This window comes from Actinoallomurus soli (assembly GCF_024055715.1).
Lineage (GTDB): Bacteria > Actinomycetota > Actinomycetes > Streptosporangiales > Streptosporangiaceae > Actinoallomurus > Actinoallomurus soli.
Genome location: NZ_JAMXMV010000003.1, coordinates 54,109 through 78,757 on the forward strand (window position 1 = coordinate 54,109; position 24,649 = coordinate 78,757).

The following is a 24,649-nucleotide window of genomic DNA, read 5'->3' on the forward strand; positions in this document are numbered from 1 at the left end:
GGCGTCGTTTCTCGTGCCGTCTGCTCAGAGGAGACAAATTCTCCCCTGAGTAGACGGCGCTGGAAGACGACAGGCACCCCCGCGTGCCGCGTTGCGGAGAGTGCCCGTTATCTCCTCGCGGGGCCGCGCGAGGTCGTACCGGATGCTCGGCGAAGGCATCGCCCGTGGTGCATAGGCGATGGCCACCGGCGACGACGAACGTGGCGGTGGTGGCCAGGAGCGTGCCCGGAGAGCCGTCGGAACCGTTGTCGCGGGGCCCGGCCTCTTGCCACTAGATCCGGCAGTCCGTACCTTTTGAGCAGTTGCTCAAATCGAGCGCTCAATGGGTTGGGGAGTGGCATGGCCAGAGCCGGTGGAAGGCGGTCTGTCGGGCCGTCCGGGAGTCCCAGCTCGGCAGAGACGCGCGCGGCGCTGGTGGAAGGGGCCGTCGCGGCGCTGCGGGAGCGGGGTTTCGCCGGGGCCAGTGCGCGGGAGATCGCCCAGCGTGCGGGCTGCAACCAGGCGCTGATCTTTTACCACTTCGGTTCCGTGGCCAAGCTGCACCTGGCCGCGCTGGACGCCGTCAGCCGGGCCCGCCACGAGCGTTATCAGGCGATGGTGGAGGAGTCCGAGAACCTCGCTGACCTGGTCCGGGCCGCCAGGGCGGTGTTCGACGAGGACCTGGACCACGGGCACGTGACCGTGCTCGTCGAGATGATCGCCGCCGCGCAGTTCACCCCCGGGCTCGGCCCCGAGGTCGCCGCCCGCATCCGCCCCTGGCGCGCGTTCGCCGCCGACAGCATCCGGGACGCGCTCGCAGGCTCCCCGGCCGCGCGACTGCTCCCGCCTGAGGAACTCGCCCACGCGGTCGTGGCCCTGTACCTGGGGCTGGAAATGCTCGCCAACCTCGAAGGGGAACGCGAGCCCGCCCTGTCCCTGTTCGACCGCGCCGGGAAGGTCGCCTCCGTGCTCGACATCTTCCGACGAAAGAAGAAGACATGACCGGCAACACGCGCGACCGGCTGATGTTCGCCGGCTGGCTCCTGATCGGGGCCTGCTACCTCCTCGGCCTCCTGAGCATCCTGTCGATAGGGATCTTCATCCTGCCCGTCACCATGGTGGGCACCGTCGCGCTGGCCACGCGCCGGGACACCCAGCGGGGCCTGCCCGGCCTGGTCTCCAGTGCGAGCCTGCCGCTGTTCCTGCTCACGTACCTCAACCGGCAGGGCCCCGGCACCCACTGCACCGTCTCGGCCGACGGCGGGAGCGCCTGCACCGAGGGGCTGCTGGACCCGTGGCCCCTGCTGGCCGGCGGCCTGCTCTTACTGATCGCCGGGGTCGCGCTGTTCCGTCTCCTACAGAGGCGGCGTCAGCGCACGCCCGGGCGGGTGAAGCCGACGTATCCGCCCGGATAGTTCTTGTAGCTCTCGATCTTGACGTGGTCCCCGGTGTGCGGCGCCACGATCATGGTGCCCTTCGCCGGGTCGAGCACGATGCCCACGTGACCGGGGCCGGTGCTGCCCATGTGGAAGTAGACGAGGTCGCCGGGCTGCTCCTGGCCGTCGGGGATGCGGGGACCGGCCGCCCACTGGCGGTCGGCGGTCCGGGGGATGTCGATCCCGGCGGCGTGGTAGGCCTGGGAGGTCAGGCCCGAGCAGTCGAAGGCGTTCGGGCCCGCCGCGCCGTAGACGTAAGGATCGCCGAGTTGTTTGAGCGCGTAGTCCAGGACGGCCTTGGCCCGGGGGTTCGGCGCATTGCTCAAGGCGTTCGGCGGCACCGGGATGTCGCCGGGTGAATGCCCGTAGTCGACCGGGGCGGGCGGAGCGTACGAGGTGCCCGGGTTCGGCGACCCGCCGTTGGGCGCGCTGGCGAGGGTGGTGGTGCGCGGCGGCATCAGGCCGTTCAGCGTGGACGCGACCTTCTCGTCGGCCGCCTTGGCCCCCGCCACCACTTGGCGGATGGCCTTCTGCAGCTGGTCCCTCCGCTTGATCAGAGTCGTCAGACGCCGGCCGTCGACCCGCGAGAGGACGTTGTGAGGATCGGTGATCGTCCCGTCGGAGCGAACCTGGAATCCGAGGCCCTCCGCCTGGTCGCGGAGTGAGATCAGGGTGTTGTGCGCCCGCGCGAACGTCGCGTAGGCCTCCTTCAGGCACGCCTCCACCCGGCGCAGGGCGGTGGCGGAGTTCGCCGCCCGTACGTGGGCCGCGGTCACAAACGAGTGGGCCTCGCTCGACGCGAGTCCGTCCCAGCCCTCGGCGACCGTCGTCGTGATCGACGCGAGGCTGTGGGAGTGTTCGTGGACGGCGGTCGACCACTTGTTCCAGCCCTCCGCGCTGTCCTTCCACATCTCCGGTTGCGCGGTCAGCAGCTCCTGGTACGTGACGTCCGAGCCCATCGCGTCCCCTCAGACCTGCTCGGCGGGCGGCGCGGCGCTTTGCGCTCTTCTACGCCCCAGGTCCTCGGTCGTGGAGTAGGAGGCGTGCGTCTGGTGGAATCGCCGGCCGACGTCGTGGCTCTCCTCGACGTGCCCGTTGAGATGGATCGCCCAGGCCGAGGTGCAGGCGTTCAGTGCGGCGTTGGTCGCCCATCCCGGATGGTGGTTGCAGGGCGGAAGGTGCGCGTCGAGCTTTCCGGCCAGTATCTCGGCGGCCTCTCGGGCGTCCCGCGCCGCCAGCCGCAGCGCGTCGAACGTCACGTCGAGTGGCTGTTCGTCCATGTCGACCCCGTGGTTGGTTCGGTCCGAGCCGTCCCTTACTGATCTCACTATCGCGCGTCATCCCGGCGGATAACAATCTTTCTGCCGATGCCGGCCGCGCTGGAGACGACGGCCGCGGCGCTACCTGTACGGCTCACGCCAGCGGCCAGGCGCCGAGGGTCTCGTAGCGGGCCCGGGGGCCCAGGTGGCTGCGGACGAGGTGGATCTCCTCGGCCGTCCACGGGCTGCCCTCGTAGCCGCGAAGTTCGGCCACGAGGGAGCGCAGGTCCAGCGGATCGCGGGCGCGGGCCATCGTCAGGTGCGGGTGGAAGCGCTTGTGCTCGTCCACGTCGACGCCCTCACGGCGCGCGGCCGCGGCGCAGGAGTCGGCGAGGCGGCGCAGGTCGGCCTCGACACCGGTCCACAGCACCCGCGCGGAGGCGGGGCGCGGGAAGGCGCCCGCCCCCGCGAACGCCAGTTCCCGGCGCGGATGCCGCCCCGCGGCTCGTTCGAGCCGGGGCAGGAGGCGCGGCACGACCCGCTCGTCGACCTCGCCGTAGAACGCGAGCGTCACGTGCCAGGACGGCCGGCGCGTCCACCGCAGGTCCGGGTGGGCGGCGCGGTGCGGGGCGAAGGCGGCCTCCACCTCGTCGAGTACGTTCGCCGGGGGCAGCAGCGCGACGAAGAGCCTCACAGAGCCAGCCTCTCACCTCGCCGCGCGCGTCAGCCCTGCCCGCGCCCGTACCGGCTCGGCTATCGCGTCGCGAGGAGCTCGCGCAGCCGGGCGCCCCGTACGGCGTCGAGGGCCGGTCGTGGCGCCATGACGGCGATGACCCCGAGGACGGCCACGAGGGACACGACGCCGCCGATGATCAGGCTCGAGCGTGCCCCGAAGACTTCGGCCAGCCAGCCGATGAGCGGTGAGCCGATCGGCGAGCTGCCCGCGAACACGAGCATGTACAGGCCCATGACCCGGCCCCGCATCTCCGCCGGGACGCTGAGCTGCATCACGGCGTTCGCGGCCGTGTTGAAGGTCAGCAGCGCCATGCCCGTGGGCACCAGCAGGACGAGGAAGGAGATGTAGTCCGGCATCAGGCCGGTCGCGATCTCCAGGACGGCGAAGGCCGTCGCGGCGGCGAACAGGAGCCGCATCCGCAGGTTCCTGCGGCGGGCGGCAAGCAGCGAGCCCGACAGCGCGCCGACGGCGAGCGCGGTCGAGGCCAGGCCGAACGACGACGCGCCGCTGTGGAACACCTGGCGGCTCATCAGCGCGGTGGTCATCTGGAAGTTCATGCCGAACGCCGCGACGAACAGCACCATGAGCAGCACCATGACCAGGTCGCGGCGCTGCCGGACGTAGCGCAGCCCCTCGCGCAGCTGGCCCTTGGCCCGGGGAACCGGCGCCTTGAGGTGGAGCTCCTCCTCGCGCATGAGGTAGAGGCCGAGCAGCACGGCGCCGAAGGATCCGGCGTTGACGAGGAAGACCGGGCCGGTGCCGATGGCGGCGATCAGCACGCCGGCGACGGCCGGGCCGAGGATGCGCGCCATGTTGAAGATGGCGCTGTTCAGCGCGATCGCGTTGGAGAGGTCGGCGGGCCCCACCATCTCGACCGCGAAGGTCTGTCGGGTCGGGTTGTCCACGACGGTGGCCAGGCCGAGGCCGAACGCCAGGGCGTAGACGTGCCAGACCTGGGCGGTGCCGGTGACCGCGAGGATGCCGAGGCCCAGGGCGAGCGTGCCCATCACCGCCTGGGTGACCATGAGCACGCGCCGCTTGCGGTACCGGTCGGCCAGCACGCCGCCGTACAGCCCGAACAGCAGCAGCGGCAGGAACTGCAGGCCGGTGGTGATGCCGAGCGCCGCGCCGCTGCCGTGGGTCAGGTCGAGGACCAGCCAGTCCTGCGCGACCCGCTGCATCCAGGTGCCGGTGTTGGAGACGACCTGACCGGATGCGAACAGGCGGTAGTTGCGGTTGCGCAGCGACCGGAAGAGGCTCAGACCTTGCTGAGGCGTTCCAGGATCGGCGCCGCCTGGCGCAGGATCTCCTGCTCCTCGGGAGTCAGCTCCGCCAGACGCTGGGCCAGCCACGCCTCCTTGCGGCGCCGCTCCTCCTTCAGGAGCCGCTCGCCCTCCTCCGTCACGCTCAGGATGACCTGACGCCGGTCCGTCGGATGCGGACTGCGCGTCAGCAGGCCCCGCTCCTCCAGCGCCGCGATCACTCGGGTCATCGAGGGCGGTTGCACCTTCTCGTGCTCCGCCAGCTCCCCGGGGGTCAGTGCGGCGTGTCGCGAAACGGCGCCGAGCGCGGCGAGTTGGGTGACACTCAGGGACTGCCCCGCCTGAGCGCGCATCCGTCGTGACAGTCTGCTTACGGAGACGCGCAGGGCGGCTGCCAGTCCCGCACGGCTTCTGGTCTCTGAAGTTGGCATGTTCTTTAGCATGAGTCATTACTCTTGCTAACGATACGCGCATGTCTCGTATTCCGCAATCTCGTTAGCAAAGCGAACGACTCTGCCCTCCTCCCGGAGAACGGCACAACGTGCCACGATCACCGAGCCCGGCCGTCGACGAACCGCCCCCGGCGAGCACCTGCCCGGAAGGTAACGCACCAGATCACCACGCAACAGCCCAGGACCCGACAAAACCGGCAGGAACTCCACCGAGTCCCCCCGAACACGCGCGCCGCCACGCGCACCGGCCCTGACGATCGCCGTGATCATCGAGGCCGGTTACGCTGACTGGCATGAGTCCCGAGCGGCGTCACGTCCCGGAACCGATCAAGACCAACGACGTTCTGACCGCCGCCGTCGGCGCGGCGGCGTTCGCCGTGGCGTTCATCGTGCTCCTGCTCGTCCCGCTGCCCGCCCGCGACCACTGGTGGCGCTGGGTCTGCGCGACGGGCTTCGCGATGGGCGTCTTCGGCTGCTGGTACATCCCGCGTCTGCAGCGGGCCCGCGAGGCCGCCGCCGCCCGCCGCCACGCGTCCGGCTCCTGATCGGTGACGATCGGTGACGATCGGGGCCTACCGCGGGAGTCCCCCGTTCAGCGGAAGGCCGCGACGTTGCGGCGGGCCCAGTCCGCGAAGGTGCGCGGCGCGCGGCCGAGGACGCGCTCGACGTCGGGGCTGACGCGCCGCTCCCCGGGAGTCGGCTCGCCGAGGATGGCGAGGGTCGTCTCGGCGACCGGCTCGGGCATGAACCCCAGCATCTGCGCGAAGGCCTCGTCGCGGGTCTGCTCGATGAACCCGACGGGCTCGCCGAGCGCGTCGCCGATCGCCTCGGCCTGCTGCCGGGGGGTGACGGGCGCGGGCCCGGTCAGCTCGTAGACCTGCCCGCCGTGACCGTCCTCGCGCAGGGCGGCGGCGGCGACCTCGGCGATGTCGGCCGGGTCGATCGTCGGCAGGCCCACGTCGCCGAACGGCGCGGCGACGGCCCGGCGGGTGCGGACGGACTCTGCCCAGGCGTAGGCGTTGGAGTTGAAACCACCGGGCCGCAGGATCGTCCAGTCCATGCCCGACTGCCGCAGAGCGTCCTCGATGGACCGCCCCAGCATCCCGTGCGAGGGCGACTCCGGGCGGGTCGCGACGCCCAGGGAGGACAGCAGCACCACGCGCGTGACGCCGCCGGCCTTGGCGGCGTCGAGGATGTCGTGCGTGCTGAGCAGGTGCGCGCTGGCGCCGCCGTTCTGCAGGAACAGCGCGTCGGCGCCGTCGAAGACGGGGCGGAGGTCCTCCGGAGCGGTCAGGTCCGCCCGCCGGTGCCGCACGCCCTGCGGCACGTCGGCCTCCGAGATCCCGCGCGAGGTCGCCAGCACCTGCTCGCCGGCCTCCGCCAGGGTCCGCACGAGGGATCGGCCGACGTTACCGGTCGCGCCTGTCACCACGATCATGTCGATCTCCATAGAGTTAGTTAGCTGACTGACTGACTGACTCGGTGACCATAGCACGCCCTCCAGCACCGGTGTCTATAGTCAGTCGGGTGACTGACTCAACGAAGTCCCGGGCGCGCGGAACGGACAAACGTCGCCGCCTGACGGCCGCGGCCGCCCAGGTCCTTCACCGGCAGGGCGTGGAGCGCACCACCATCGCCGACATCGCCAAGGCCGCCGACATCCCCGTCGGGAACGTCTACTACTACTTCAAGACCAAGGACGAGCTCGTCCAGGCCGCCCTGGCCGAGCACGAGGGGAGCCTCGCCGAGCTCACCACCGAACTCGACGGGCTCCCCGACCCCCTGAGCCGGCTCAAGGCCCTGGTCAACGCGTGGGTCGGCCGGCGGGACACCGCCGCCCGCTACGGCTGCCCCACCGGAACCCTCGCCGTCGAACTCGACAAGCGCGCCGACGGCACCCTCGACCAGGAGGCGGGCCGTGTCATCCGCCTGCTGCTGGACTGGGTGGAGCACCAGTTCCGGGCGCTCGGCCTGCCCGACCCGGGCGATCTCGCGCTCACCCTCGTCGCCGGGTACCAGGGCATGTCACTGCTGGCCAACGCCCTGCGCGACCCCGACATCATGGTCCGCGAAGGGAACCGCCTGATCCGCTGGCTCGACACGGTCACCGCCGCCCGCGACGGCTCCTGACCGCGACGACCCGCCTTCGGCGATCTACGAGAGGGCGGGAACGGCCGCCTGAGATGCCGTTCCCGCCTACACCGAGTTCCTACCCCGCTACACGATCGTAATCGTGGGTGCGGTTCACCCGCCGAGGTCCTCCTCGGCGAGGAGGTCGGGCAGGTTGCCCGGTTCGCGCAGGACGGCCTCGGCGAGCAGGCGATCCGGCCAGCGGTCGCAGGCCCAGGCCAGGCCGCGCGCCAGGCCCGCCGGGCCGCTCGCGTGCACGATCCCGTCGGCGTACCACCAGGGGACCTCCTGGCCGTCCACGATCAGTCGATCGTGATGGACGTACGAGGCGGGCGCCTCGGGCAGCACCGCGCGCGCCGCGTCCGGCACCGGGCGCTCCTCCCCCGCCGACCCGATCACGCCGGGGACCTCGTCGCCGCCCAGGGCCAGGTCCAGCAGCTCGGCGACGTGGGGCGGCACGAACAGCAGCGGCTGGCCGCGCAGCAGCGGCAGCAGGTCGGGACGGTCGACGACGATGACGTCCTCGGCCGGAACGATCTCCGGCTCGCCGTTCACCAGGGCCCGTACGTGATCCGGCGGCTCGACGTCCAGGTCCGTCTCGGCCAGCGCCGCCCACAGGGCGCGCAGCCGCTCCCTGGAGACCGTACGGGCCGGGTCCGCCAGGCGGTCGAGGAGCTCGGCCGGGCCGTCCGGCTCGGCGAGCAGTGCCGCCACGGTGGTGCGCACGCCGAGCGCCGCGGCGATCCCCGGGTCCAGGCCCGGCGGCGCCGGGTCGTACAGGTCGGCCAGGTCCTCGCCCAGGCACAGCTCATCGGGGCGCCGGCCGTTCAGGACGGGATGCCGCCGCAGCCACCACGCGGTGTAGGAGGAGGCGTCGACCTGGCGGCCGTCGGCGAGCACGACGCGGGCCGGTTCGACGACGGCGGCCCGCAGGTCCGGCTCGGCCAGCAGCCGGAACGCCCCCTCCCAGTCGGCGACGAACTCCAGGTCACGGACCGCGGTGAACTCCGGGATCACGTAGCCCGCGCCGAAGCCCTCCGCCCACAGCTCCTCGTCGTCGAGATGGAACTCCGGCTCGATGACGTCCTCGGCCCGGACCAGCGCGAACGTCCGCAGCACCCCGGCGGCCTCCAGCACCTCCGCGCCGTACCGCTCGACCAGGCCGGCGTCCGCGACCCCGAAGGGGGCGTCGTCGGCGATCACCTCGGCCAGCGGCGCGCCCGGCAGCAGCAGCTCTCCGGCGGGGTACGGCTCGCCGTCGTCGCCCGGCAGCACCAGCTCGGCCAGCCACGGCTCCTCGCCCGGCCTCAGGTGGGCGCGGCGGACGAGGGTGAGGACGGCGTGCCAGATCGGCTCGGGGTCCTCCTCGTCGTACGACGCGGCGACCGCCGCGCGCGTCGCCGCGTCGGTGAGCACCGCCCGCGGGCCCGCCTCGACCGCGCCGAGCCGCAGCAGGAGCGGGTGCGCCGCCTCCGGGTGGACGACGCGCAGGCCGAGCGCGTCCAGGCCCTCCGGGTCGGTGACGAGAAGGCCGCGCGGCCCGCGGATGGTACGGCCGTCGGCGAGGGGCACGGGCAACCCGGCGAGCGCGTCCCGGTCGGCGCCGTCCAGCGCGGCGTACAGCCGCCGCCACCAGGCGGGCTCGCGGTCCAGCCCGGCGAGCGCGTCGGCGACGTCGGCGAGGCTCAGGCGGCGGACGCCGAGCGCGGCGAGGGCGGGATGGCGCGCCGGCCACCCGGCGGGCAGCAGACCGGGCACGACCTCCGACAGCACGCCGGGCAGCGCCGCGGGCCCGTCGACCACCACCGCGTCCCGCCCCCGAACCCGAACCGGCTCACCGCCCAGGCCACCCGGCGCACCACCATCCAGGCCACCCTGCTCACCGCCCAGGCGACCGGGCTCGCGGCGCGGGTCGATCCGCTCTCCGCTCACCTCGCCCGGCGCTCCGCCGAGGCCGGCGTACGCTGCGGCGCGCGTGTCCTCGGCGACGGGCAGGAGCGGCAGGTCGGGAAGGCGGCCCAGGATGGCGCGGCGGATCCGGGCGTCCAGCTCGCCCTTGGCGACCGGGCCGGGCACGAGATCGAGGAGACGCGGCGTCGGCGGCAGGAGGGCGGTGTACGCCTCCGCCGCGCGCTCGACCAGGAAGTCGGTCAGCGGACCGGGGGCGACGTGCCGCCGGTCGGGGGCCAGGGGGAAGGACGCGATGAGCAGCGCGGGCAGCCCCAGCGGCTCGTCGCTGGGCGTGGGCGCGTGCACGACGGCCGGCACGTCGTCCGGCAGCGGCTCGTCGGCGATCGCCCAGCGCACCTGCCAGTACGGCCGTTCCTCGACCGGCCGGTCCGCCAGCAGCTCCGCCGTCACCGTGCCGTGGGCCTCGGCGGTGCGCCAAGTCGTGCCGTTCACGGTCACCGCGCCGGTCACGGCCCCCTCCGCCGGGCCGTCCCAGGTCGCGCGGAGCGTACGGACGTCGCCGTCCACGTCGATCGTGATCTCGGCGAGGGCCGGCAGGGACAGCAGGAGGGCCGGACCGGTCTCCGCCAGCAGCCGCCGGACCAGCGCCTCGGCGTCCGCGTCGCGCAGCGGCAGGCGTACGAGCGTGTCGTAGCCCTCGGGCACGGGCCGGGCAGGCGCGGCGAACGGCAGCCGCAGGACCGGCACGTGGCCGCCGCGACGGCCCAGCTCGGCGGCGAGGGCGGGCACCGCCTCGGCGGCCGCGCGGGTCCGCTCGGCGGACCACGCAATCGCCGGGCCGGTGCCGGAGACGATGACGGGCTCGTCGCTCACCGCGACCACGGCCGCGAAGCCGACGCCGAACCGGCCGACCGCGTGGGCGTCGTCGCGCTTGGCGGAGGCACGGAGGGTGCTCAGCGCCTCGACCCCGGCGGCGTCCAGCGGCGCTCCGGCGTTGGCGGCGTGCAGGACGCCGTCCCGCAGATCGAAACGGATCCGGCCGGGGACACCGGCGCGGGCGGCGGCGTCGGCGGCGTTCTGCGCCAGCTCGACGATCACCCGGTCCCGGTAGCCGCCGCGCGTGTGGTCCTCTTCGGCGTTGGCGTCCTCGCGGAACCGCGCCGGTGACGCGGTCCAGGCGGCGAGCACCCGCTCCCGGATCGCCGTGGTGCCGAACGGGTCGTCCATGTCCTGCCTCTCCAACGGCCGCCCGCGTACGGGCCGCCGGTCGGCTGCGATCGGCCGCCGATGCCCGGCCGCCCCTACCCGGTGACCGGTCACACGCGGTCGGTCACGCTCGACCGGTCGGTCACGCTCGGCCGGTCGGTCACGCTCGGCCGGTCGGTCACGCTCGGCCGGTCGGTCGCGACCGGGTGGGCTGTGACCGGCCGCCGGTGACACCGGTCACACTCCGGCCCGGCGACGCTCGGCCGGTCACCTTCGGCCGGTCGCCTTCGGTCGGTTACGCCCGGTCAGCTGTGGCCGAGGGCCTCCTCCTCGGTGAGCGTGGCCGACGGCACGACGTCGTAGCCCATCTCGTCGACGATCGGAGGCGCGGCCTCGGTCGTGGGCGGCGCGACGACGGCCTCGGAGTGGGCTCCGCAGCCGTGATCGACGGAGACGACCCTGCCGTCGTCGGGGGCGTACTCGTTGGCGCACACCCCGAAGACCTGCCGCAGCGAGCCCGCGAGCGGCAGGAAGAACCCGCAGGTCGCGCACTGCGCGGGGGCGGAACGGGCGATCGGCGTGTCCGGGCCGTGCTCCCCGGAGTGCCACCGGACCGCGGCCTCCTCACGCCCCTCCGCGGACAGCACGCGCGCCTTGCCCAGGCCCAGCTCCCAGCCGAGCTCCGCGCCGACCTGATCGGTCGGGGTGAATCCGGGCGCGAGGCGCGGGTCGTCCGGCGGCGTCGGCAGCAGGTCGCCGGGGCCGAGGTCACCGGGGCGGAGCCGGTCGCTCCAGGGCACCCACTCGGGCGCGAGCATGGCGTCCTCGCCGGGCAGCAGCACGCTCTCGCTGACGGTGGCGTGCTTGGCCCGGGCCGCCCGGACCACCGAGACGGCCCACCGCCAGCCGCGGTACGCCGGATCGAGGCAGGCGAAGTAGTGGGTGACGATTCGGTCGCCTTCGGCCACCCTGCCGAGGTGCTCGCCGACGAACTCCGGCCGGGACGTCTCCTCGGCCGCCGCGCGTGCCAGATCGACGGCCTCGGCGGCGATGGCGTCGATCACGGGGGTACGGCTGCGCCGGTTGGCGGCCGGACTGGTGGAACGCACTGGACTCACATACACGATTGTCGCCCATGGACGGGCATGGGTTCGCCGCGAAGAGGCAGACTGGACGGCATGAGTTTGTGGTCACGTACGGGCGCCGCCGGGCGGGCGGTGCGCGCGGTGGCCCGGAGGACCGCGCGTGCGACGCGCAGGGCCACCCACGCCGGAGGCGCGGGCGGCAGCGGCCTGGGCGCGTTGATCGAGCTCAACGCGCTCAACAGCGCCGGTGACGCGCTGATCGCCGTGGCGCTGGCGGGCACGATGTTCTTCAATCTCGACGTTCAGCAGGCCCGGGGGCAGGTCGCGTTGTACCTGCTCGTGACGATGGCGCCCTTCGCGCTCGTCGCGCCGCTGATCGGCCCGGTTCTCGACCGCATGCGCCACGCCCGCCGGATCGCGATCGCCGGCACGATGCTCGCCCGTGGCCTGCTGTGCTGGGGCATGGCCGGGGCGGTCCTGCACAAGGACCCGGTGACGCTGATGCCGGCGGCGTTCGGCGCGCTGGTGCTGTCGAAGGCGTTCGGGGTGTCGCGGAACGCCGTCACGCCCCGCGTGCTGCCTCCCGGCCTGGGGCTGGTCACCGCGAACGCCCGCGCCTCCTTCACCGGCGTGGTGGCCGCGTCCGTCATGGCGCCGGTCGGGGCGGGCCTGGTCGCCGTGACCAACGCGGGCTGGGTGCTGCGCGCCGCCACGATCCTGTTCATGGTCGGCGCGATCTCCGCCATGCGGCTGCCGTCGCACGTGGACACGCCGGCAGCCGACGCCGCGCCGGAGCGGACCGAGGAGGACGGCGGGGCCATCGAGGCCGGGGACCGTACGGACGGCCGGGCCCGGTGGCGGACCCTCCTGCGGGTCGGGCCGGTGGTCGCCGAGGCGATCCTGGCCAACGCGGCCCTGCGGGCGTTCGCCGGGTTCCTGATCCTCTATCTGGCGTTCCTGCTGCGCACCAAGGAGTTCGTGGACGCCGTCTCCCCGAACATCGCGCTGGGCATGCTGGCCGCGGCGGCGGGCGCGGGCGGCCTGGCCGGTACGGGCCTGGGCGCGCTGGTCAAGGAGCGGGCGCCACGGGCGATCCTGTTCGGCACCCTGCTGGCGGCGACCGTCACGGCGGCGGTCTGCGCGGCGTTCTTCGGGCTGATCGCCGCGCTGGTGGTGGCGTTCGTCGGCGCGCTCGGCCAGTCCCTGGGCAAGCTGGGGCTGGACGCGATCGTGCAGCGCGAGGTCGGCGAGGAGATCCGTTCGTCGACGTTCGCGGTGACCGAGACCGTGCACCAGCTCGTCTGGGTCGTCGGCGGGCTGATCGGGCTGGGCATGTCGATCGTGGCGGCCAACGGCCACGTCGCGCTCGCCGTGGTCGCGGGCGCGCTCGCGCTGTCGCTGGTCACCCTGGCCGCCCCGCGCAGGAGCCGCCGCGCCGTACGACGCCGCGAACGCGCCGCGGAGGGCGAGCCCAGCGTCGCCGACACCACCGCCTGACCCACGCGGACCTACCGCCGCGCGCCTCCTCACTCGCTACGCGGCCGGCCCGTCCCTCACCGGCCGCCTGTCGGCGGCCGGCCCCCTAACGGGGACCCACCCCCAACCGCTCGCTCGCTCGTCGGCTCGCAGGTGCTTGCCGCCGCGCGCGCCGCTACTGGGGGTCGAGGTCGTCCGCGACGGCGCGCAGCACCTCGCCGATCTTCTTGGCGACCCTGCCCTCGGGGTGCTTGCCCCGCCGGTAGGTGTTGGAGACGCCGTCGAGGAGTTTGATGAGGTCCTCGACGATCGGCACCATCTCGTCGGGCTTCTTACGCTTGGCCTTGACCACCGACGGCGGGTTGTCGAGCGTGCGGACGCTCAGCGCCTGCTGTCCCTTGCGGCCCTCGACGACCCCGAACTCGACGCGCTGCCCGGGTTTGAGCGAGGTCACGCCGCCGGGCAGCGCGGAGGAATGAACGAACACCTCACCGCCGTCATCGCGGGTGAGGAAGCCGAATCCCTTGTCGGCGTCGTACCACTTGACCTTGCCAGTGGGCACAGGGGACCTCGTTGCTAGCTCTTGTCCGGGCGAGTTACATCAAGGCTATTGCCTCGACGGGGAACCAGGGCTGATCAGTTCGTTCAAAGTGTCCGGGAAACCCCGCAAATCGGGCAACACGATATCGGCTCCGTAGGCTCGGAGCGCCTCCGAATCGTACGGCCCGGTGGCGATCGCGACGCTGCGGGCGTCCGCCGCGCGGGCCGCGTCGATGTCGGCGACGTGATCTCCGGCGTACGCCACGGCGCCGAACCTCCTCAGCGCCTCGCCCTTGCCCGCCGCGTAGAAGCCGCCGGCCACCTCGTCAACGTTGAGGCCGAGGAAGCTCACGGTGGCCTCGGCGTCGTGCTGGTTCTTGGCGGTGACCACGATGACGCGGCCGCCCCGGGCCCGTACGGCGTCGACGGCCGCGGCGGCGCCGGGCATGGGCGCGGTACGGGGCACCGCGATCTCCTCGTAGACGGCGCGGTACCGGGCGGCCATCTCCGGGATGTGCTCGGGCGGGAACCAGTGGGCCAGTTCGAGTTCCAGCGGCGGGCCGAGCCGTGACACCACGGCGGCCAGGTCGATGAAGACCCCCGTCTCCGTCGACAGCCGCTCGTAGACGGCGGCGATCGCGGCACGGGTGTCGGCGAGTGTCAGGTCCAGGTCGAATCCCACAGCGAGCACGCGCCATAGGGTACGTACCATGCCTGCACACGCGTGCCCGCGCCCTCCCGGTAGTGGCGATGCGACGGGATCCGAGTGGGAGGGCGCGGAGTCTGCGCGAAATCTGGATCTATTGATTTGGTCACCGGCCGGGCCTGCATTAATTACAAGCCCGTAACTGCGGTTTCGTGTTGCGGATATACCCAGTGACCGCCCTCCGAACCACACAGACGTCGATCCGCTCCCGAGAGTAAGAAAAGAAAATGGCGAGATGGCGCAGTAAGTCAGGGAATGTCGCCGAGGAATCCGGTCAGGACTCTGGCCGGGACTCCGCCGAGCGGACCGTTCCGCAGTCCGAACCCGTTCCGGCCACTGAGGCCACTCCCGAACCCGCTTCGCGGTCCGCGCGCGTGTCGCGGCCCGAGTCCGCTGCGCGCTCCGAACGGCGCCGGCCCGACGGCGAGGGGCTCCGGACCGGCCTGGCCAGGACCACCGGCGTCCTGGCGACCCTGGTCGCGGTGGCGGCGACGGTCATCGCCGTGGTCCTGGCCCTGCACATCGCGTTCGTGGTGTTCTCGGCCAATCAGGCGAATCCGATCGTGCACCGGGTGAACGACTGGGCGCACGGGCTCGCCTGGGAGTTCCGCGACATGTTCACACCCAAGGACCGGCGGGTGGCGGTCCTGGTCGACTACGGGATCGCCGCCGTCGTGTACCTCATCGCCGGAAGGGTCGTCGCGGGACTGATCCGCCGGATTCGCTGAGCCCCGCGCCGCAACGGCCGGACCGATCCGCCGGATTCGCCGGACCCGCACTCGTACACGCCCGGCGCCATGCCGCATACGGGCCGGTTCGCGGGACATCGGCCGGCCGTTCGATGGCCTACGCTCTTTCTCGGAGGAGCTACCGAAAATGCAAAGATCGACCCGAGAACGGATCGTCGCCGAGGCGCTCCGGCTCTTCGCCGAGCGCGGATACGCCGCGACGTCCGTCGCGGAGATCGAGGCCGCGGCGGGCCTGTCCCCCGGGGCCGGCGGCCTCTATCGCCACTTCCGCTCGAAGGAGGAGGTCCTGGCCTCCGCCGTACGCGAGCACATCACCCGTACGGCCGATCAGATCGCCAAGACCTTCGAGCAGTCGGCGGCGATCCGCGAGCAGCCGCTGGCGGACCGGCTGCGCCTGGCGGCCGCCGCGGGCCTGCGCAAGATGCGGGAGGAGGCGGACCTCATCCGGGTCCTGTTCCGCGATCTCGACAAGTTCCCGGGTCTGGTGACCGAGATGCGCGAGGGCATCGCCAACCCCCTGTACGACCTGTTCGCCAAGTGGCTGTCCGGCCAGCCGGAGATGGCCGGGATCGACGAGGACTGGGACGCCGTCGCGCTCGTGCTCGGCGGGTCGATCGTCAACTACTGGCTGGCCCAGGACGCCCTGTACGAACCGCCGAACCGCGTCGACGAGGACCGTTTCGTGGGCGGCTGGACCCGCCTCGCCATGGGCCTGGTCGGCACCAAGGCCGAGGCGGTCCAGTAGCCCCCGGCATCGCTCAGCGGACGAGGCGGCCCAGCAGCGCGGACGCGGCGGTGATCCCCGCGATCGCGGCGACCACGAGCACGCCGAAGTCCAGGAGCAGGTGCCCCGGCGTGCCGATGAGCAGGTTCCGCAGGGCGTCGACCTCATAGCTCAGCGGATTGACGTGGCTGATCGCCTGGAGCCATCCCGGCATCAGGCCGACGGGGTACAGCGCGTTCGAGCCGAAGAACAACGGCATCGTGATCGCCTGGCCGATGCCCATCAGCCGGTCACGGGACATGGCCAGCCCGGCGATGGTCATGGACAGGCAGGAGAAGAACGCGGTGCCGAGCATGACGACCACGATGACCCCGAGCCACCGCAGCGGGTTCACCGTCAGGGCGACCCCGAGGATCGCGGACAGCACGAGGATGGCCACGGCCTGCGCCAGCGAGCGCACGCCCGCGGCGAACGCCTTGCCCGTGACCAGCGCGGCCCGCGGGGTCGGCGTGACGAGCAGCTTGGCCAGCACGCCCGCGTCCCGCTCCCAGATGATCTGGATGCCATAGAAGATCGCGATGAACAGCGCCGACTGCGCCAGGATGCCCGGCGCGAGGTAGTCCAGGTAGGGCACCTTCCCCGTCGGGATGGCACGGATCCGGGAGAACGTCTCTCCGAAGATCAGCAGCCACAGTGCGGGCTGGATCGCGCGGGTGTACAGCTCGGTCCGGTCGTGCCGCATCTTCTGCAGCTCGACGATGCACATCGCGGCGACCCGGGCGAGCAGCAGCCGCCACGGGGCGCGGGCGGCCGGCGGTTCAGCCGAGCCGGCCGGCGGTGCGCCGAGTACGGCGCGCGTCGCGGAAGCCGTCTCCCGGCTCGTCGAGCCGGTCTCCGGTGTAGGCACGGAACACCTCCTCCAGGGTGGCGCCCGGTTCGAGCCCGGACTTGAGTTCGGACGGTGTGCCGAGTGCCTGCACCCGGCCACGGTGCATCAGCGCGATCCGGCCGCAGTGCTGGTCGGCCTCGTCCATGTAGTGGGTGGTCACCAGGACGGTCATGCCGGTCGCGCGGCGCACCTCCTGGATGCGCTCCCAGACGCCGTCGCGCGCGACCGGGTCCAGGCCGATCGTCGGCTCGTCGAGGATGAGCAGGCGCGGCGCGCTGACGAGGGCCTGGGCCAGCTCCAGCCGCCGGATCATCCCGCCGGAGTACGTCTGCGCGCGCCGCTCGGCCGCGTCGGCGAGCCCGACCGCGGCCAGGACCTCCTCGACGCGTTCCCTGCGCTGCCGGCGCGGCACGTCGAACAGGCGGGCGAACAGCTCGACGTTCTCCCGGCCGGTCAGCGCGGCGTCGGCGGACAGCTGCTGCGGCAGGTAGCCGATCGTCCGGCGCACGGCCATCCGGTGGCTCGCGACGTCGAGCCCGAACACCTCCACCATGCCGGGCTGCGCCGGCAGCAGCGTGGTGATCAGACGGATCGTCGTGGTCTTGCCGGCTCCGTTCGGCCCCAGCAGGCCGAAGATCTCTCCTTCGGCCACGTCGAGGTCGACGCCGTCGACCGCGACCTTGTCACCGAACGCGTGCCGCAGCCCCCGGCAGGTGATCGCCTGCCGTTCTGCCGGTCCGCTCTCGCCGTTCATGTGTCACCCCCGTCGGATGATGGGTGTTCTGGTGCGCCGCTCGCCGGTTCCGCGAGGCTCGCGAGGAGACGGCGCAGGGCGGGCAGCGCGGCGGTGATCGAGGCCCGGTCCTCTTCGGACAGTTCGTCGAGGCGGGCGCCGACGAGCTGGGCCCGGCGGTCGCGGTAGGCCGCGAGGCGCCGGCGCGCGGCGTCCGTGAGCTCCAGCCGGGCGGCCCGGCGGTCGTCCGGGTCCGTCTCCCGGCGCAGCATCCCGGCGCGGACGAGCTGGTTCACCAGGGTGCTGACCGAGTTGTCGGCCAGCCGGAGCTCGCGCGCGGCCGCCGCCACGCTCGCGCCGGGGTTGCGGTCGACGACGACCATGAGCTCGATCTGGGCCGGGCGCAGGTCCGGAGGCGGCGCCGCTTCGCGCAGCCTGCGCCGCACGAGACGGCGCATCGCCATTGTCACGTCCATGAGGTCGCTCCCCAGCCGGACGCCATCGCTACCCATAAATCCGGATATTACCTCCTTAGCAGAGGTAATCAATCCGACCGGGTCCTGTGAGGCTGGTGTGACCACTGAGGATGTGGCGACCAGGGAAGTGACCTCGACCTCTTCCGCCACTCGTCACGGACGGTAAAAAAGACGCTCCATGGAGTGGCCGGTCATCAGACGTGGCCGGCGCGGTCCCCAGGCCCGGACCCCCCGCCCCGCCTCCGGCCCGCTTCGACATCGGATCGGAGCGTCATGTCCGTACGAGAGGACCAGAAGTGATCGCCACGGCGCGGGGGTTCCTGTCCCTGGGCCGCCCCGCCAAGATCCTGCTGGTCAACGAGGTCGGGGAGACCGCCGGCCTCCTCATGCTCGCGCCGTACCTCGCCGACCACCTCACACACCACATCGGGCTGGCCGTCTGGCTCGTCGGCCTCGTCCTGGGGCTGCGCCACTTCAGCGAGGGCGTGTTCGCCATGGGCGGCACCCTCGCCGACCGCGTCGGCTACAAGCCGGTGCTGGTGGCCGGCTGCGCGCTGGAGGCGCTGGCCTGCGCACTGTTCGGCCTGTCCGCGGCGGTGCCGTGGCTGATCGGGGCGTCGATCTTCAGCGGGCTCGCCCGCGCGCTCTTCGTCCCCTCCCGGCGCGCCTACCTCGCCCAGGTCGAGGAGGAGCGGAAGGTCGAGGCGTTCGCCCTGGCGGGCGTCTGCCGCCGGATCGGCGTGCTGGTCGGCCCGGTCGCCGGCATCCCGATGATGCACGCGGGCTTCGAGGCGCTGTGCCTCACGGCCACCGGGATCTTCGCCGTCCTGGCGCTGGTGCAGTGGCGGCTGCTGCCGCCGTGCCCCGGCACCCACCAGGGCTCGGACCGCCCGTTCTGGGCGGAGTGGAAGGAGGCGTTCGGCGACCGCATCTTCATCGCCTTCGCCACGACGATGTTCGCGTCGTACTCCCTCGTCTACCAGCTCGGATTCGGCCTGCCCATCGAGGTACGCCACGTGTCCGGCGGGCGGGCCGGCATCACCGCGCTGTTCGTCCTGTCGGCGGTCCTCGGCCTCGCCGGGCAGGTCCGGCTCACGCTCTGGTGCGAGCGCCGCTGGACGCCCGGCCAGGTCATGGTGCGCGGCCTCGTCGTGATGGGCGTCGCGTTCGTCCCGCTGATGCTGCCGCCCGCGCACGGCGGGACGCTCGTCCGGCTGTTCCCCATCATGCTGTGCGCGGCGATCCTGACCGTCGGCACGATGATGGTGTTCCCATTCGAGATGTCCACCATCGCCGACCTCGCCGGCGATCGCGGCGTCGGGACGTACTACAGCGTCAACAATCTGCTGTCCGGGGTCGGCTCCGTCTTCGGCAACCTGCTCAGCGCCGCCGCGATCGGCCTGTCCCACACCCTGAACCTGGCGGGCCTGCCGTGGCTCGTACTGCTGCTGCTCGCCCTGCTGTCCGCCACCGCGCTGACCTTCGTGAACAGGGGCGACCGGCTCTCCGTCGGCCGGCCGGCCCCGGCGGGGGTCGGCACGGCCCCGTGACGGCCGATCGAGTTCGATCTCCCGGGCGGGACCATCAGGTCGTCATCCGCGAATACCGTTGTGGGCGTGAGCACGGACACCTACGCCGACTGGCTGCGGGCGCGCGACGACGAGGATCTGCGCGCCCTGTTCGCGGCCCGTCCCGAGCTGATCACTCCCGTGCCCGCGGACATGGGAGCGCTGGCCGCCCGGGCCTCCGCGGCATCCGCCGTGTCGCGGGCACTGGACCGCCTGGACCGGCTCGCGCTGAACCTCTTCGAGGCGGCCCTGGTCCTGCCCTCGCCCGTCGCGTACGGCGACCTGCTGGCGGCCGTCTCCGCCGCGCCGTCCGACGCCGGCCCGATCCGGGAGGCCGTCGACCGGCTGCGCGGCCTCGCCCTGATCTGGGGCGACGACGACGCCCTGCGGGTCGTGCCCGGCGGCCGGCAGGTCGTCCCGCACCCGGCCGGCCTGGGCCCACCCGTCCGGGAGGCGTTCGCGGCCTACCCGTCCGACCGCCTGACCGCTCTGCTCGACGACCTCGGCCTGAAGTCGGCCGAGGAGATCCCCGGCCGGGCCGGCGCGCTGATCGAGGACGCCGGCCCGGAGGCCAGGGCCGCGCTCGACCGGCTCACGTGGGGGCCGCCCGTCGGCCGGGTCGACGGCGCCCGACGGCCCGTCACCCTCGCCACGGCCTCCTCCCCCATCGAGCGCCTCCTCGCGCGCGGTCTGCTGGCCGCGACCGATGACCGGACCGTGACGCTGCCCCGCGAGGTCGGCCTGCACCTGCGGGGCGGCCGCGTGTTCGCCGAGCTGCGGACGGCGCCGCCGCCTCTCGGCGGCACGGCGCGCTCCGGCCGCCTGGTCGACCGGACCGCCGGCGGCCAGGCGTTCACCTTCGTGCGCACCGTGGAGGAGCTGCTCGACCGCTGGGGCGTCGACCCGCCCGGCGTCCTGCGCGGCGGCGGCCTCGGCATCCGCGACCTGCGGGCGACCGCGACCGCGCTCGACGTGCCCGAGTGGACGGCGGCACTGCTGATCGAGGTGGCGTACGCCGCCGGGCTGCTCGCCCGCGACGGCGACCACGACGGGCCCGCGGGCGCGTGGTGGCTGCCCACCCAGGCGTACGACCTGTGGCGGCTGCGCGACGTCGAGCGCCGCTGGACCGACCTGGCCTCCGCCTGGCTCCTCACCGACCGCGCGCCCGGTCTCGCGGGCGAGCGCGACGACCGCGACCGGCTGATCAACGCGCTGTCCGACGAGGCCGTACGGGTGAGCGCCCCGCAGGTGCGCCGGTCCGTCCTCGGCGCCCTCGCCGACGCCAAGCCGGGCACCGCGCCGAACGCCGGGGAGGTCTTCGCGTACCTCGCCTGGCAGCAGCCCCGCCGGGGCGGCACCCTGCGCGAGCGCCTCGTCGGCTGGACGCTGCGCGAGGCCGAGACGATCGGCGTCACCGGGCTCGGCGCGCTGTCCGGCCACGCCCGTGCCCTTCTGGCGGGCGGCGACGCGGGCAAGGTGCTGGCCGCGGTGCTGCCCGAGCCGGTCGACCACGTGCTGATCCAGGCGGACCTGACGGCGGTCGCCCCCGGCCCGCTCGTCAGCGACCTGGCCCGCGAGCTGGCGCTGGCCGCCGACGTCGAGTCGACCGGCGGCGCCACCGTCTACCGCTTCACGCCCACGTCCGTACGCCGCGCCCTCGACGCGGGACGTGGCGCGGCTGAGCTGATCGACCTGCTCAAACGGCACTCGGCGACGGACGTTCCGCAGCCGCTGGCGTACCTCATCGAGGACGTGGCCCGCCGGCACGGCCGGCTGCGGGTCGGCATCGCCTCGGCGTACGTCCGCTGCGACGACCCGGCCGTGCTCGACGAGATCCTGGCGGACCGGCGCTCGGAGCAGCTCCGGCTGCACCGGCTCGCCCCGACCGTCCTGGCCTCCCGCTCCTCACGCGGCGAGCTGCTGGAGTCGCTGCGCGCGCTGGGGTACGCCCCGGTGGCCGAGTCGCCGGAGGGCTCCGTCGTGATCACCCGGCTCGACGCGCGCCGCGCCGAGACCACCCACGGCACGTACGAGCCGGCGCACCACTCCCAGATCGGCGTCACGGGCCCGGACGCGTCGGTCGTGACCGCCGCCGTACGCGCGCTCCGGGCCGGCGAGCAGGCCGCGCGGACGACCGCGCCGGCCGGCGCGGTGCCGCGCTCCCCCGCGATGGCGATGGTCCAGCAGCTGCGCCAGGCCGCCGACCGCGGCGCCCGCGTGTGGATCGGCTACCTCGACCAGCAGGGGCAGGCGTCCAGCCGCATCATCGAGCCCGCGCGGGTCGAGGGCGGGTTCCTCACCGCGTACGACGCGACACGGGCCGCCGTGCAGCGGTTCGCCCTGCACCGCATCACCGGCGTCGCGGAGGTCGACGGGTCGTCCTGATGCCCGGTCATCGGGGCCGGGACCGGGCGGTCACTCCGGGCGTTTGCCGAAGTCGGCGCTGCACCAGTGTTCCGGGCGGACGTGGAACAGCGCGAGGCCCTCGCCGTGCGTGCTCCGCAGGTACCGGTCGCCGAGCTCGGGGCCGAGGTAGCGATGGGCGAGCTCGGCGCGCTCGGCCTCGCCGGCGGGCTCGTCGATGGCCGTGACCGGTCCCTCGACGGTGACGTACCGGTAGGGCGGGTCGTCGTTGTGCGCGCAGAGCGAGACCCGGCCCGCCTCCCTGATCAGCTCGGCCTTGCGGCTGGTCGCGCCGGTGACGAAGTACAGCTCGCCGCCCGGCTCGTAGCGGTACCAGAGCGGCATCGTCACCGGTCCCCGGTCGCCGCCGTCGCCGGCGACGCTGAGCACGCCGATCCGCACGCCCGCCAGGAACGCCTGACGCTCCTCGACGCTCATCACCTGGCTCACGCCCGGAACCTTTACCGCGCCGCGCCCATCCCCAACGCCCGCCCCGGCAAAGTTTCCCGCGGGCTTTCGACGCCGACCTCGGCGCGAGCGCTCACCGCGAACCCTCCCCGCTGACCTCGACGCCCCCGCGCGCCTCGGCGCGGACTCTCACCGGGAGCCGTCAGGGCCGGCCGGAGCCGCTCGCGTACCGGCCCGGGGTGACGCCGAACGCCTGCCGGAACGCCTCGATGAACGCGCTCGGGCTGCGGAAGCCGCTGGCCGCGGCGGCCTCGGTGACGGACGCGCCGCCGGCCAGGAGCGTGAGCGAGTGGTGCAGCCGCAGTTGGCCGCGCCACTGTGGGAAGGTCATCCCGGTCTGCTCCCGGAACAGTCGGCTGAGCGTGCGCTCGGACGCTCCGACGGCCCGGCCGAGCTCCGCCAGCGTGCGCCGGTCCGCGGGGTCGTCGGCGAGGAGCGCCGTGAGGTCGCGCAGCCGCGGATCGGCCGGGGCGGGCAGGCGCAGGGCGAGCGACTCGACCCGGCACAGCTGGTCCAGGGCGACCGTCTCGAGGTTGTGCCGCTGCCGGCCGGTCAGGCCGGTGTCATCGGTCAGCGCGACGATCACCTCGCGCAGCAGCGGGGTGACGGCCAGGACGGTGGGCTGGTCGAGCCGCAGCGGGTTCACCTCGGGCTCGAACAGCAGGGTGCGCATCTCGGTGGGCCCGTACGCGCGGTGGGAGTGCGGCACGGTGGCGGGGATCCACACGGCGCGGTGCGGCGGGACGACCCAGGCGCCCGCGCCGGTCGAGACCTCCAGCACCCCGCGGCTCGGGTAGATCAGCTGGTGCCTCGCGTGGTCGTGCCAGTCGATCCGGCCCCGGGGCGGAAGCGCCCGCAGGGTCCATCCTTCGAGATCGAGGCGGAGGACCGACGTCGCCGGGGCGGGACGCCGGCACCGCGGTTCCCGCGGGCCGGGGTCCGCGACCGGCGGGTTCACGCGGGAGGGACGACCAGACGCGCGTCGTCGACGCCGCTCTCGATCACCCGGGCGGCGCGGCGCACGTCGTCCATGATGGCGGCGTAGACGTCGACGGGGGCGCGGTCGGGCGCGAGGTGCCGGCGCATGCTGCGGGTGTGGGCGTCCCACAGGCCGAGGAGGGCCACCGCCGCGATACGCGGCTCTGGCGCGTCCTCGTCCACGCCTGCCCGCTCGGCGAGGGCGCGCTGTGCCTCATCGATGAGCCGTTCCGTCGTCGCCCGCTGGTACGCCCGCAGGGAGGGCGTCGACTGCAGCAACTCGCGGAAGCGCTGGATGTCGGCCACGGCCGCCGCCCGGTTCTCGTACGACTCGAAGGCGGCGACCAGGCCGCGGGTCTCCTCGTCCAGGATCCGGACGCAGGCCTGAACCGGCGTCAGGGCAGGCTCGGCGAGGGCGTCGCGGAGGCCGGCGGCCGTGGTGTCCCAGCGGTCCAGGATCAGCGCTTCCTTGGTCGGGAAGTAGTTGAAGACGGTCTTCTCCGACACGTTGCACCGGTCGGCGACCTCGGCCACCCGTACACCGTCGAATCCGCGCTCGAGGAACATCCGGGTCGCCACGGCGGTGAGCTGCTGGCGCAGCATCCACTTCTTGCGTTCCCTCAGCCCCATGGACCGATCAGGGGGCACGGGCCGGGGCCGCAGGGACGCCCAATCCACCGTTGGCTCGCTCATGCGGCCCATGATACCAGTGGCTGCACTTTTCCAGCTACAGCACCTTTACAGTGAGATCAGATCTTCGCTGAATTTCTGTTGCTATAAGTCTTCAGTCGCTATACGTTTATCCCGATGCACCAGCCGAGCATCCAGGAGGATTCCGTGAGCGAGATCCGTATCGTCCGCGACTACCCGTACCCCAGGGCCAAGGTCTGGCGGGCTCTCACCGATCCGGAGCTGATCCCCCTGTGGACCGCGACCGGCGCCGGCGCGCGCCCGGAGGGGTTCGCGCCGACTCCCGGCACGCGGTTCCGGTTCGTGGCCAAGCCGAAGCCCGGCTGGAACGGCATCGTCAACTGCGAGGTCCTCGAGGCCCGCGAGCCGAGCCTGCTCCGCTACACGTGGACCGATGACGGCGGAGGCGACGACACCGAGGTCGCCTACCGTCTCGAAGCCGTCGGGGACGGTACCCGCTTCACCTACGAGCACACCGGATTCACCGGGGTCGGCGGCCTCTTCATGGCCCAGATGCTGGGCCGGATTCGCCGCAGGATGCTCACGACCGGCCTGCCGGCCGTCCTGGCGGACCTCGACGACGACGGCGGGCTCCGCCCCGGAAGCGCTCTTCAGACCAGGTCCTGAGCGCGGCGAGGCGGCGCGAGGGCCGGCCGATCCGGGAACGCGGCGCCGGGAGGACCCCCGGCTGAGGCCGTCGAGATCAGGCGGATGATCGACGTTCTGCGGCGGAATACCGGAAGCCCGCCTTGGGTCGGCTCGCCATCCTGGCGAGCATGCGTTATTCGGAGAC

Annotated in this window: 26 protein-coding genes; 10 read left to right on the top strand and 16 right to left on the bottom strand. The window is 73.1% G+C overall.

Translation table 11 applies throughout. The features are described 5' to 3' along the window. The first annotated feature begins 414 nt into the window (after positions 1–414). Together NDW01_RS09425 and NDW01_RS09430 are read left to right on the top strand one after the other, a co-directional pair. Positions 415–981, top strand: coding sequence for a TetR/AcrR family transcriptional regulator (locus tag NDW01_RS09425; protein ID WP_252818872.1), 567 nt, complete (start codon positions 415–417; stop codon positions 979–981). Next, positions 978–1,394, top strand: coding sequence for a hypothetical protein (locus NDW01_RS09430; protein WP_252818874.1), 417 nt, complete (start codon positions 978–980; stop codon positions 1,392–1,394). The genes NDW01_RS09425 and NDW01_RS09430 overlap by 4 nt, the downstream gene beginning before the upstream one ends. On the opposite strand, the gene NDW01_RS09435 is transcribed toward NDW01_RS09430, so the two are convergent. From NDW01_RS09435 to NDW01_RS09455, 5 genes are all read right to left on the bottom strand, one after another. Next, entirely contained in the window at positions 1,349–2,374 is a 1,026-nt protein-coding gene (locus tag NDW01_RS09435; protein WP_252818876.1) for a C40 family peptidase, read from the bottom strand. The genes NDW01_RS09430 and NDW01_RS09435 overlap by 46 nt on opposite strands. Positions 2,375–2,383: 9 nt before the next feature. Next, positions 2,384–2,695, bottom strand: a complete 312-nt coding sequence (locus NDW01_RS09440; protein WP_252818878.1) for a hypothetical protein — start codon at positions 2,693–2,695, stop codon at positions 2,384–2,386. Between the two features lie 133 nt (positions 2,696–2,828). Beyond that, positions 2,829–3,368 carry an RNA 2',3'-cyclic phosphodiesterase gene (thpR, locus tag NDW01_RS09445; protein ID WP_252818880.1) on the bottom strand — a complete coding sequence of 180 codons (540 nt, stop codon included), beginning with the start codon at positions 3,366–3,368 and terminating at the stop codon, positions 2,829–2,831. A 59-nt stretch (positions 3,369–3,427) separates the two neighbouring features. After that, positions 3,428–4,672: an MFS transporter gene (locus NDW01_RS09450; protein ID WP_252819834.1), complete on the bottom strand. Its 1,245-nt coding sequence runs from the start codon at positions 4,670–4,672 to the stop codon at positions 3,428–3,430. Next, a complete protein-coding gene (locus NDW01_RS09455; RefSeq protein ID WP_406566956.1) occupies positions 4,669–5,025 on the bottom strand; it encodes a MarR family transcriptional regulator in 357 nt (118 codons plus the stop codon). Before NDW01_RS09455 ends, NDW01_RS09450 begins: the two co-directional genes overlap by 4 nt. 392 nt (positions 5,026–5,417) lie before the next feature. Here NDW01_RS09455 and NDW01_RS09460 point away from each other — a divergent pair, with 392 nt between their 5' ends. Next, positions 5,418–5,669, top strand: coding sequence for a DUF2530 domain-containing protein (locus NDW01_RS09460; RefSeq protein WP_252778050.1), 252 nt, complete (start codon positions 5,418–5,420; stop codon positions 5,667–5,669). Positions 5,670–5,716: 47 nt separating this feature from the next. On the opposite strand, the gene NDW01_RS09465 is transcribed toward NDW01_RS09460, so the two are convergent. Continuing rightward, positions 5,717–6,562 (bottom strand): NAD(P)H-binding protein, encoded by an 846-nt coding sequence (locus NDW01_RS09465; protein ID WP_252818882.1) that lies wholly within the window; start codon positions 6,560–6,562, stop codon positions 5,717–5,719. Positions 6,563–6,651: 89 nt separating this feature from the next. Here NDW01_RS09465 and NDW01_RS09470 point away from each other — a divergent pair, with 89 nt between their 5' ends. Next, positions 6,652–7,254, top strand: a complete 603-nt coding sequence (locus NDW01_RS09470; protein ID WP_252818884.1) for a TetR/AcrR family transcriptional regulator — start codon at positions 6,652–6,654, stop codon at positions 7,252–7,254. 114 nt (positions 7,255–7,368) lie between these two features. On the opposite strand, the gene NDW01_RS09475 is transcribed toward NDW01_RS09470, so the two are convergent. After that, entirely contained in the window at positions 7,369–10,392 is a 3,024-nt protein-coding gene (locus NDW01_RS09475; RefSeq protein ID WP_252818886.1) for a sacsin N-terminal ATP-binding-like domain-containing protein, read from the bottom strand. A 284-nt stretch (positions 10,393–10,676) separates the two neighbouring features. After that, a complete protein-coding gene (locus tag NDW01_RS09480) occupies positions 10,677–11,489 on the bottom strand; it encodes a DUF3027 domain-containing protein (protein ID WP_252778053.1) in 813 nt (270 codons plus the stop codon). A gap of 60 nt (positions 11,490–11,549) precedes the next feature. Here NDW01_RS09480 and NDW01_RS09485 point away from each other — a divergent pair, with 60 nt between their 5' ends. Continuing rightward, positions 11,550–12,953, top strand: a complete 1,404-nt coding sequence (locus NDW01_RS09485; protein ID WP_252818888.1) for an MFS transporter — start codon at positions 11,550–11,552, stop codon at positions 12,951–12,953. A 154-nt stretch (positions 12,954–13,107) separates the two neighbouring features. Here NDW01_RS09485 and NDW01_RS43510 read toward each other — a convergent pair whose 3' ends face one another. Further along, the gene (locus tag NDW01_RS43510; protein WP_252778055.1) at positions 13,108–13,494 is read right to left on the bottom strand and encodes a cold-shock protein; all 387 of its coding nucleotides are present in this window, start codon (positions 13,492–13,494) and stop codon (positions 13,108–13,110) included. 45 nt (positions 13,495–13,539) lie between these two features. After that, positions 13,540–14,163: an HAD family hydrolase gene (locus NDW01_RS09495; RefSeq protein WP_252818892.1), complete on the bottom strand. Its 624-nt coding sequence runs from the start codon at positions 14,161–14,163 to the stop codon at positions 13,540–13,542. 389 nt (positions 14,164–14,552) lie between these two features. Here NDW01_RS09495 and NDW01_RS09500 point away from each other — a divergent pair, with 389 nt between their 5' ends. Next, the gene (locus NDW01_RS09500) at positions 14,553–14,906 is read left to right on the top strand and encodes a hypothetical protein (RefSeq protein ID WP_252818895.1); all 354 of its coding nucleotides are present in this window, start codon (positions 14,553–14,555) and stop codon (positions 14,904–14,906) included. Between the two features lie 148 nt (positions 14,907–15,054). After that, on the top strand, positions 15,055–15,672 hold the full coding sequence (locus NDW01_RS09505) for a TetR/AcrR family transcriptional regulator (protein WP_252818898.1): 618 nt from the start codon (positions 15,055–15,057) through the stop codon (positions 15,670–15,672). A 13-nt stretch (positions 15,673–15,685) separates the two neighbouring features. On the opposite strand, the gene NDW01_RS09510 is transcribed toward NDW01_RS09505, so the two are convergent. From NDW01_RS09510 to NDW01_RS09520, 3 genes are read right to left on the bottom strand one after another with little or no spacing between them, the layout of a single operon-like run. Continuing rightward, the gene (locus NDW01_RS09510; RefSeq protein WP_252818900.1) at positions 15,686–16,558 is read right to left on the bottom strand and encodes an ABC transporter permease; all 873 of its coding nucleotides are present in this window, start codon (positions 16,556–16,558) and stop codon (positions 15,686–15,688) included. Next, positions 16,470–17,294 (bottom strand): ABC transporter ATP-binding protein, encoded by an 825-nt coding sequence (locus NDW01_RS09515; RefSeq protein ID WP_252818903.1) that lies wholly within the window; start codon positions 17,292–17,294, stop codon positions 16,470–16,472. Before NDW01_RS09515 ends, NDW01_RS09510 begins: the two co-directional genes overlap by 89 nt. Then, a complete protein-coding gene (locus NDW01_RS09520; RefSeq protein WP_252818907.1) occupies positions 17,291–17,749 on the bottom strand; it encodes a MarR family winged helix-turn-helix transcriptional regulator in 459 nt (152 codons plus the stop codon). The genes NDW01_RS09515 and NDW01_RS09520 overlap by 4 nt, the downstream gene beginning before the upstream one ends. A 296-nt stretch (positions 17,750–18,045) precedes the next feature. Here NDW01_RS09520 and NDW01_RS09525 point away from each other — a divergent pair, with 296 nt between their 5' ends. Both NDW01_RS09525 and NDW01_RS09530 read left to right on the top strand, forming a co-directional pair. Continuing rightward, a complete protein-coding gene (locus tag NDW01_RS09525; protein ID WP_252818910.1) occupies positions 18,046–19,299 on the top strand; it encodes an MFS transporter in 1,254 nt (417 codons plus the stop codon). A 66-nt stretch (positions 19,300–19,365) separates the two neighbouring features. After that, positions 19,366–21,702, top strand: coding sequence for a helicase-associated domain-containing protein (locus NDW01_RS09530; RefSeq protein WP_252818912.1), 2,337 nt, complete (start codon positions 19,366–19,368; stop codon positions 21,700–21,702). Positions 21,703–21,732: 30 nt separating this feature from the next. On the opposite strand, the gene NDW01_RS09535 is transcribed toward NDW01_RS09530, so the two are convergent. The 3 genes from NDW01_RS09535 to NDW01_RS09550 all read right to left on the bottom strand — a co-directional run bounded on the left by NDW01_RS09535 (position 21,733) and on the right by NDW01_RS09550 (position 23,859). Then, positions 21,733–22,170 (bottom strand): pyridoxamine 5'-phosphate oxidase family protein, encoded by a 438-nt coding sequence (locus tag NDW01_RS09535; RefSeq protein ID WP_252818914.1) that lies wholly within the window; start codon positions 22,168–22,170, stop codon positions 21,733–21,735. A gap of 160 nt (positions 22,171–22,330) precedes the next feature. Then, positions 22,331–23,146, bottom strand: coding sequence for an AraC family transcriptional regulator (locus tag NDW01_RS42790; protein ID WP_308211668.1), 816 nt, complete (start codon positions 23,144–23,146; stop codon positions 22,331–22,333). Then, positions 23,143–23,859 (bottom strand): TetR/AcrR family transcriptional regulator, encoded by a 717-nt coding sequence (locus tag NDW01_RS09550; protein ID WP_252818915.1) that lies wholly within the window; start codon positions 23,857–23,859, stop codon positions 23,143–23,145. The genes NDW01_RS42790 and NDW01_RS09550 overlap by 4 nt, the downstream gene beginning before the upstream one ends. Before the next feature lie 144 nt (positions 23,860–24,003). On the opposite strand from NDW01_RS09550, the gene NDW01_RS09555 reads away from it, so the two are divergent. After that, positions 24,004–24,483, top strand: a complete 480-nt coding sequence (locus NDW01_RS09555; RefSeq protein WP_252818917.1) for an SRPBCC family protein — start codon at positions 24,004–24,006, stop codon at positions 24,481–24,483. Positions 24,484–24,649 lie beyond the last annotated feature (166 nt).

Bases quoted from the DNA above. Each gene is read 5' to 3' on its own strand.
- NDW01_RS09485 (WP_252818888.1), top strand. From the start codon at position 11,550: ATGAGTTTGTGGTCACGTACGGGCGCCGCCGGGCGGGCGGTGCGCGCG.
- NDW01_RS09440 (WP_252818878.1), bottom strand. From the start codon at position 2,695: ATGGACGAACAGCCACTCGACGTGACGTTCGACGCGCTGCGGCTGGCG.
- NDW01_RS09550 (WP_252818915.1), bottom strand. From the start codon at position 23,859: ATGAGCGAGCCAACGGTGGATTGGGCGTCCCTGCGGCCCCGGCCCGTG.
- NDW01_RS09465 (WP_252818882.1), bottom strand. From the start codon at position 6,562: ATGATCGTGGTGACAGGCGCGACCGGTAACGTCGGCCGATCCCTCGTG.
- NDW01_RS09455 (WP_406566956.1), bottom strand. From the start codon at position 5,025: ATGCGCGCTCAGGCGGGGCAGTCCCTGAGTGTCACCCAACTCGCCGCG.
- NDW01_RS09515 (WP_252818903.1), bottom strand. From the start codon at position 17,294: ATGAACGGCGAGAGCGGACCGGCAGAACGGCAGGCGATCACCTGCCGG.
- NDW01_RS09435 (WP_252818876.1), bottom strand. From the start codon at position 2,374: ATGGGCTCGGACGTCACGTACCAGGAGCTGCTGACCGCGCAACCGGAG.
- NDW01_RS09475 (WP_252818886.1), bottom strand. From the start codon at position 10,392: ATGGACGACCCGTTCGGCACCACGGCGATCCGGGAGCGGGTGCTCGCC.
- NDW01_RS09505 (WP_252818898.1), top strand. From the start codon at position 15,055: ATGCAAAGATCGACCCGAGAACGGATCGTCGCCGAGGCGCTCCGGCTC.
- NDW01_RS09460 (WP_252778050.1), top strand. From the start codon at position 5,418: ATGAGTCCCGAGCGGCGTCACGTCCCGGAACCGATCAAGACCAACGAC.
- NDW01_RS09430 (WP_252818874.1), top strand. From the start codon at position 978: ATGACCGGCAACACGCGCGACCGGCTGATGTTCGCCGGCTGGCTCCTG.
- NDW01_RS09520 (WP_252818907.1), bottom strand. From the start codon at position 17,749: ATGGACGTGACAATGGCGATGCGCCGTCTCGTGCGGCGCAGGCTGCGC.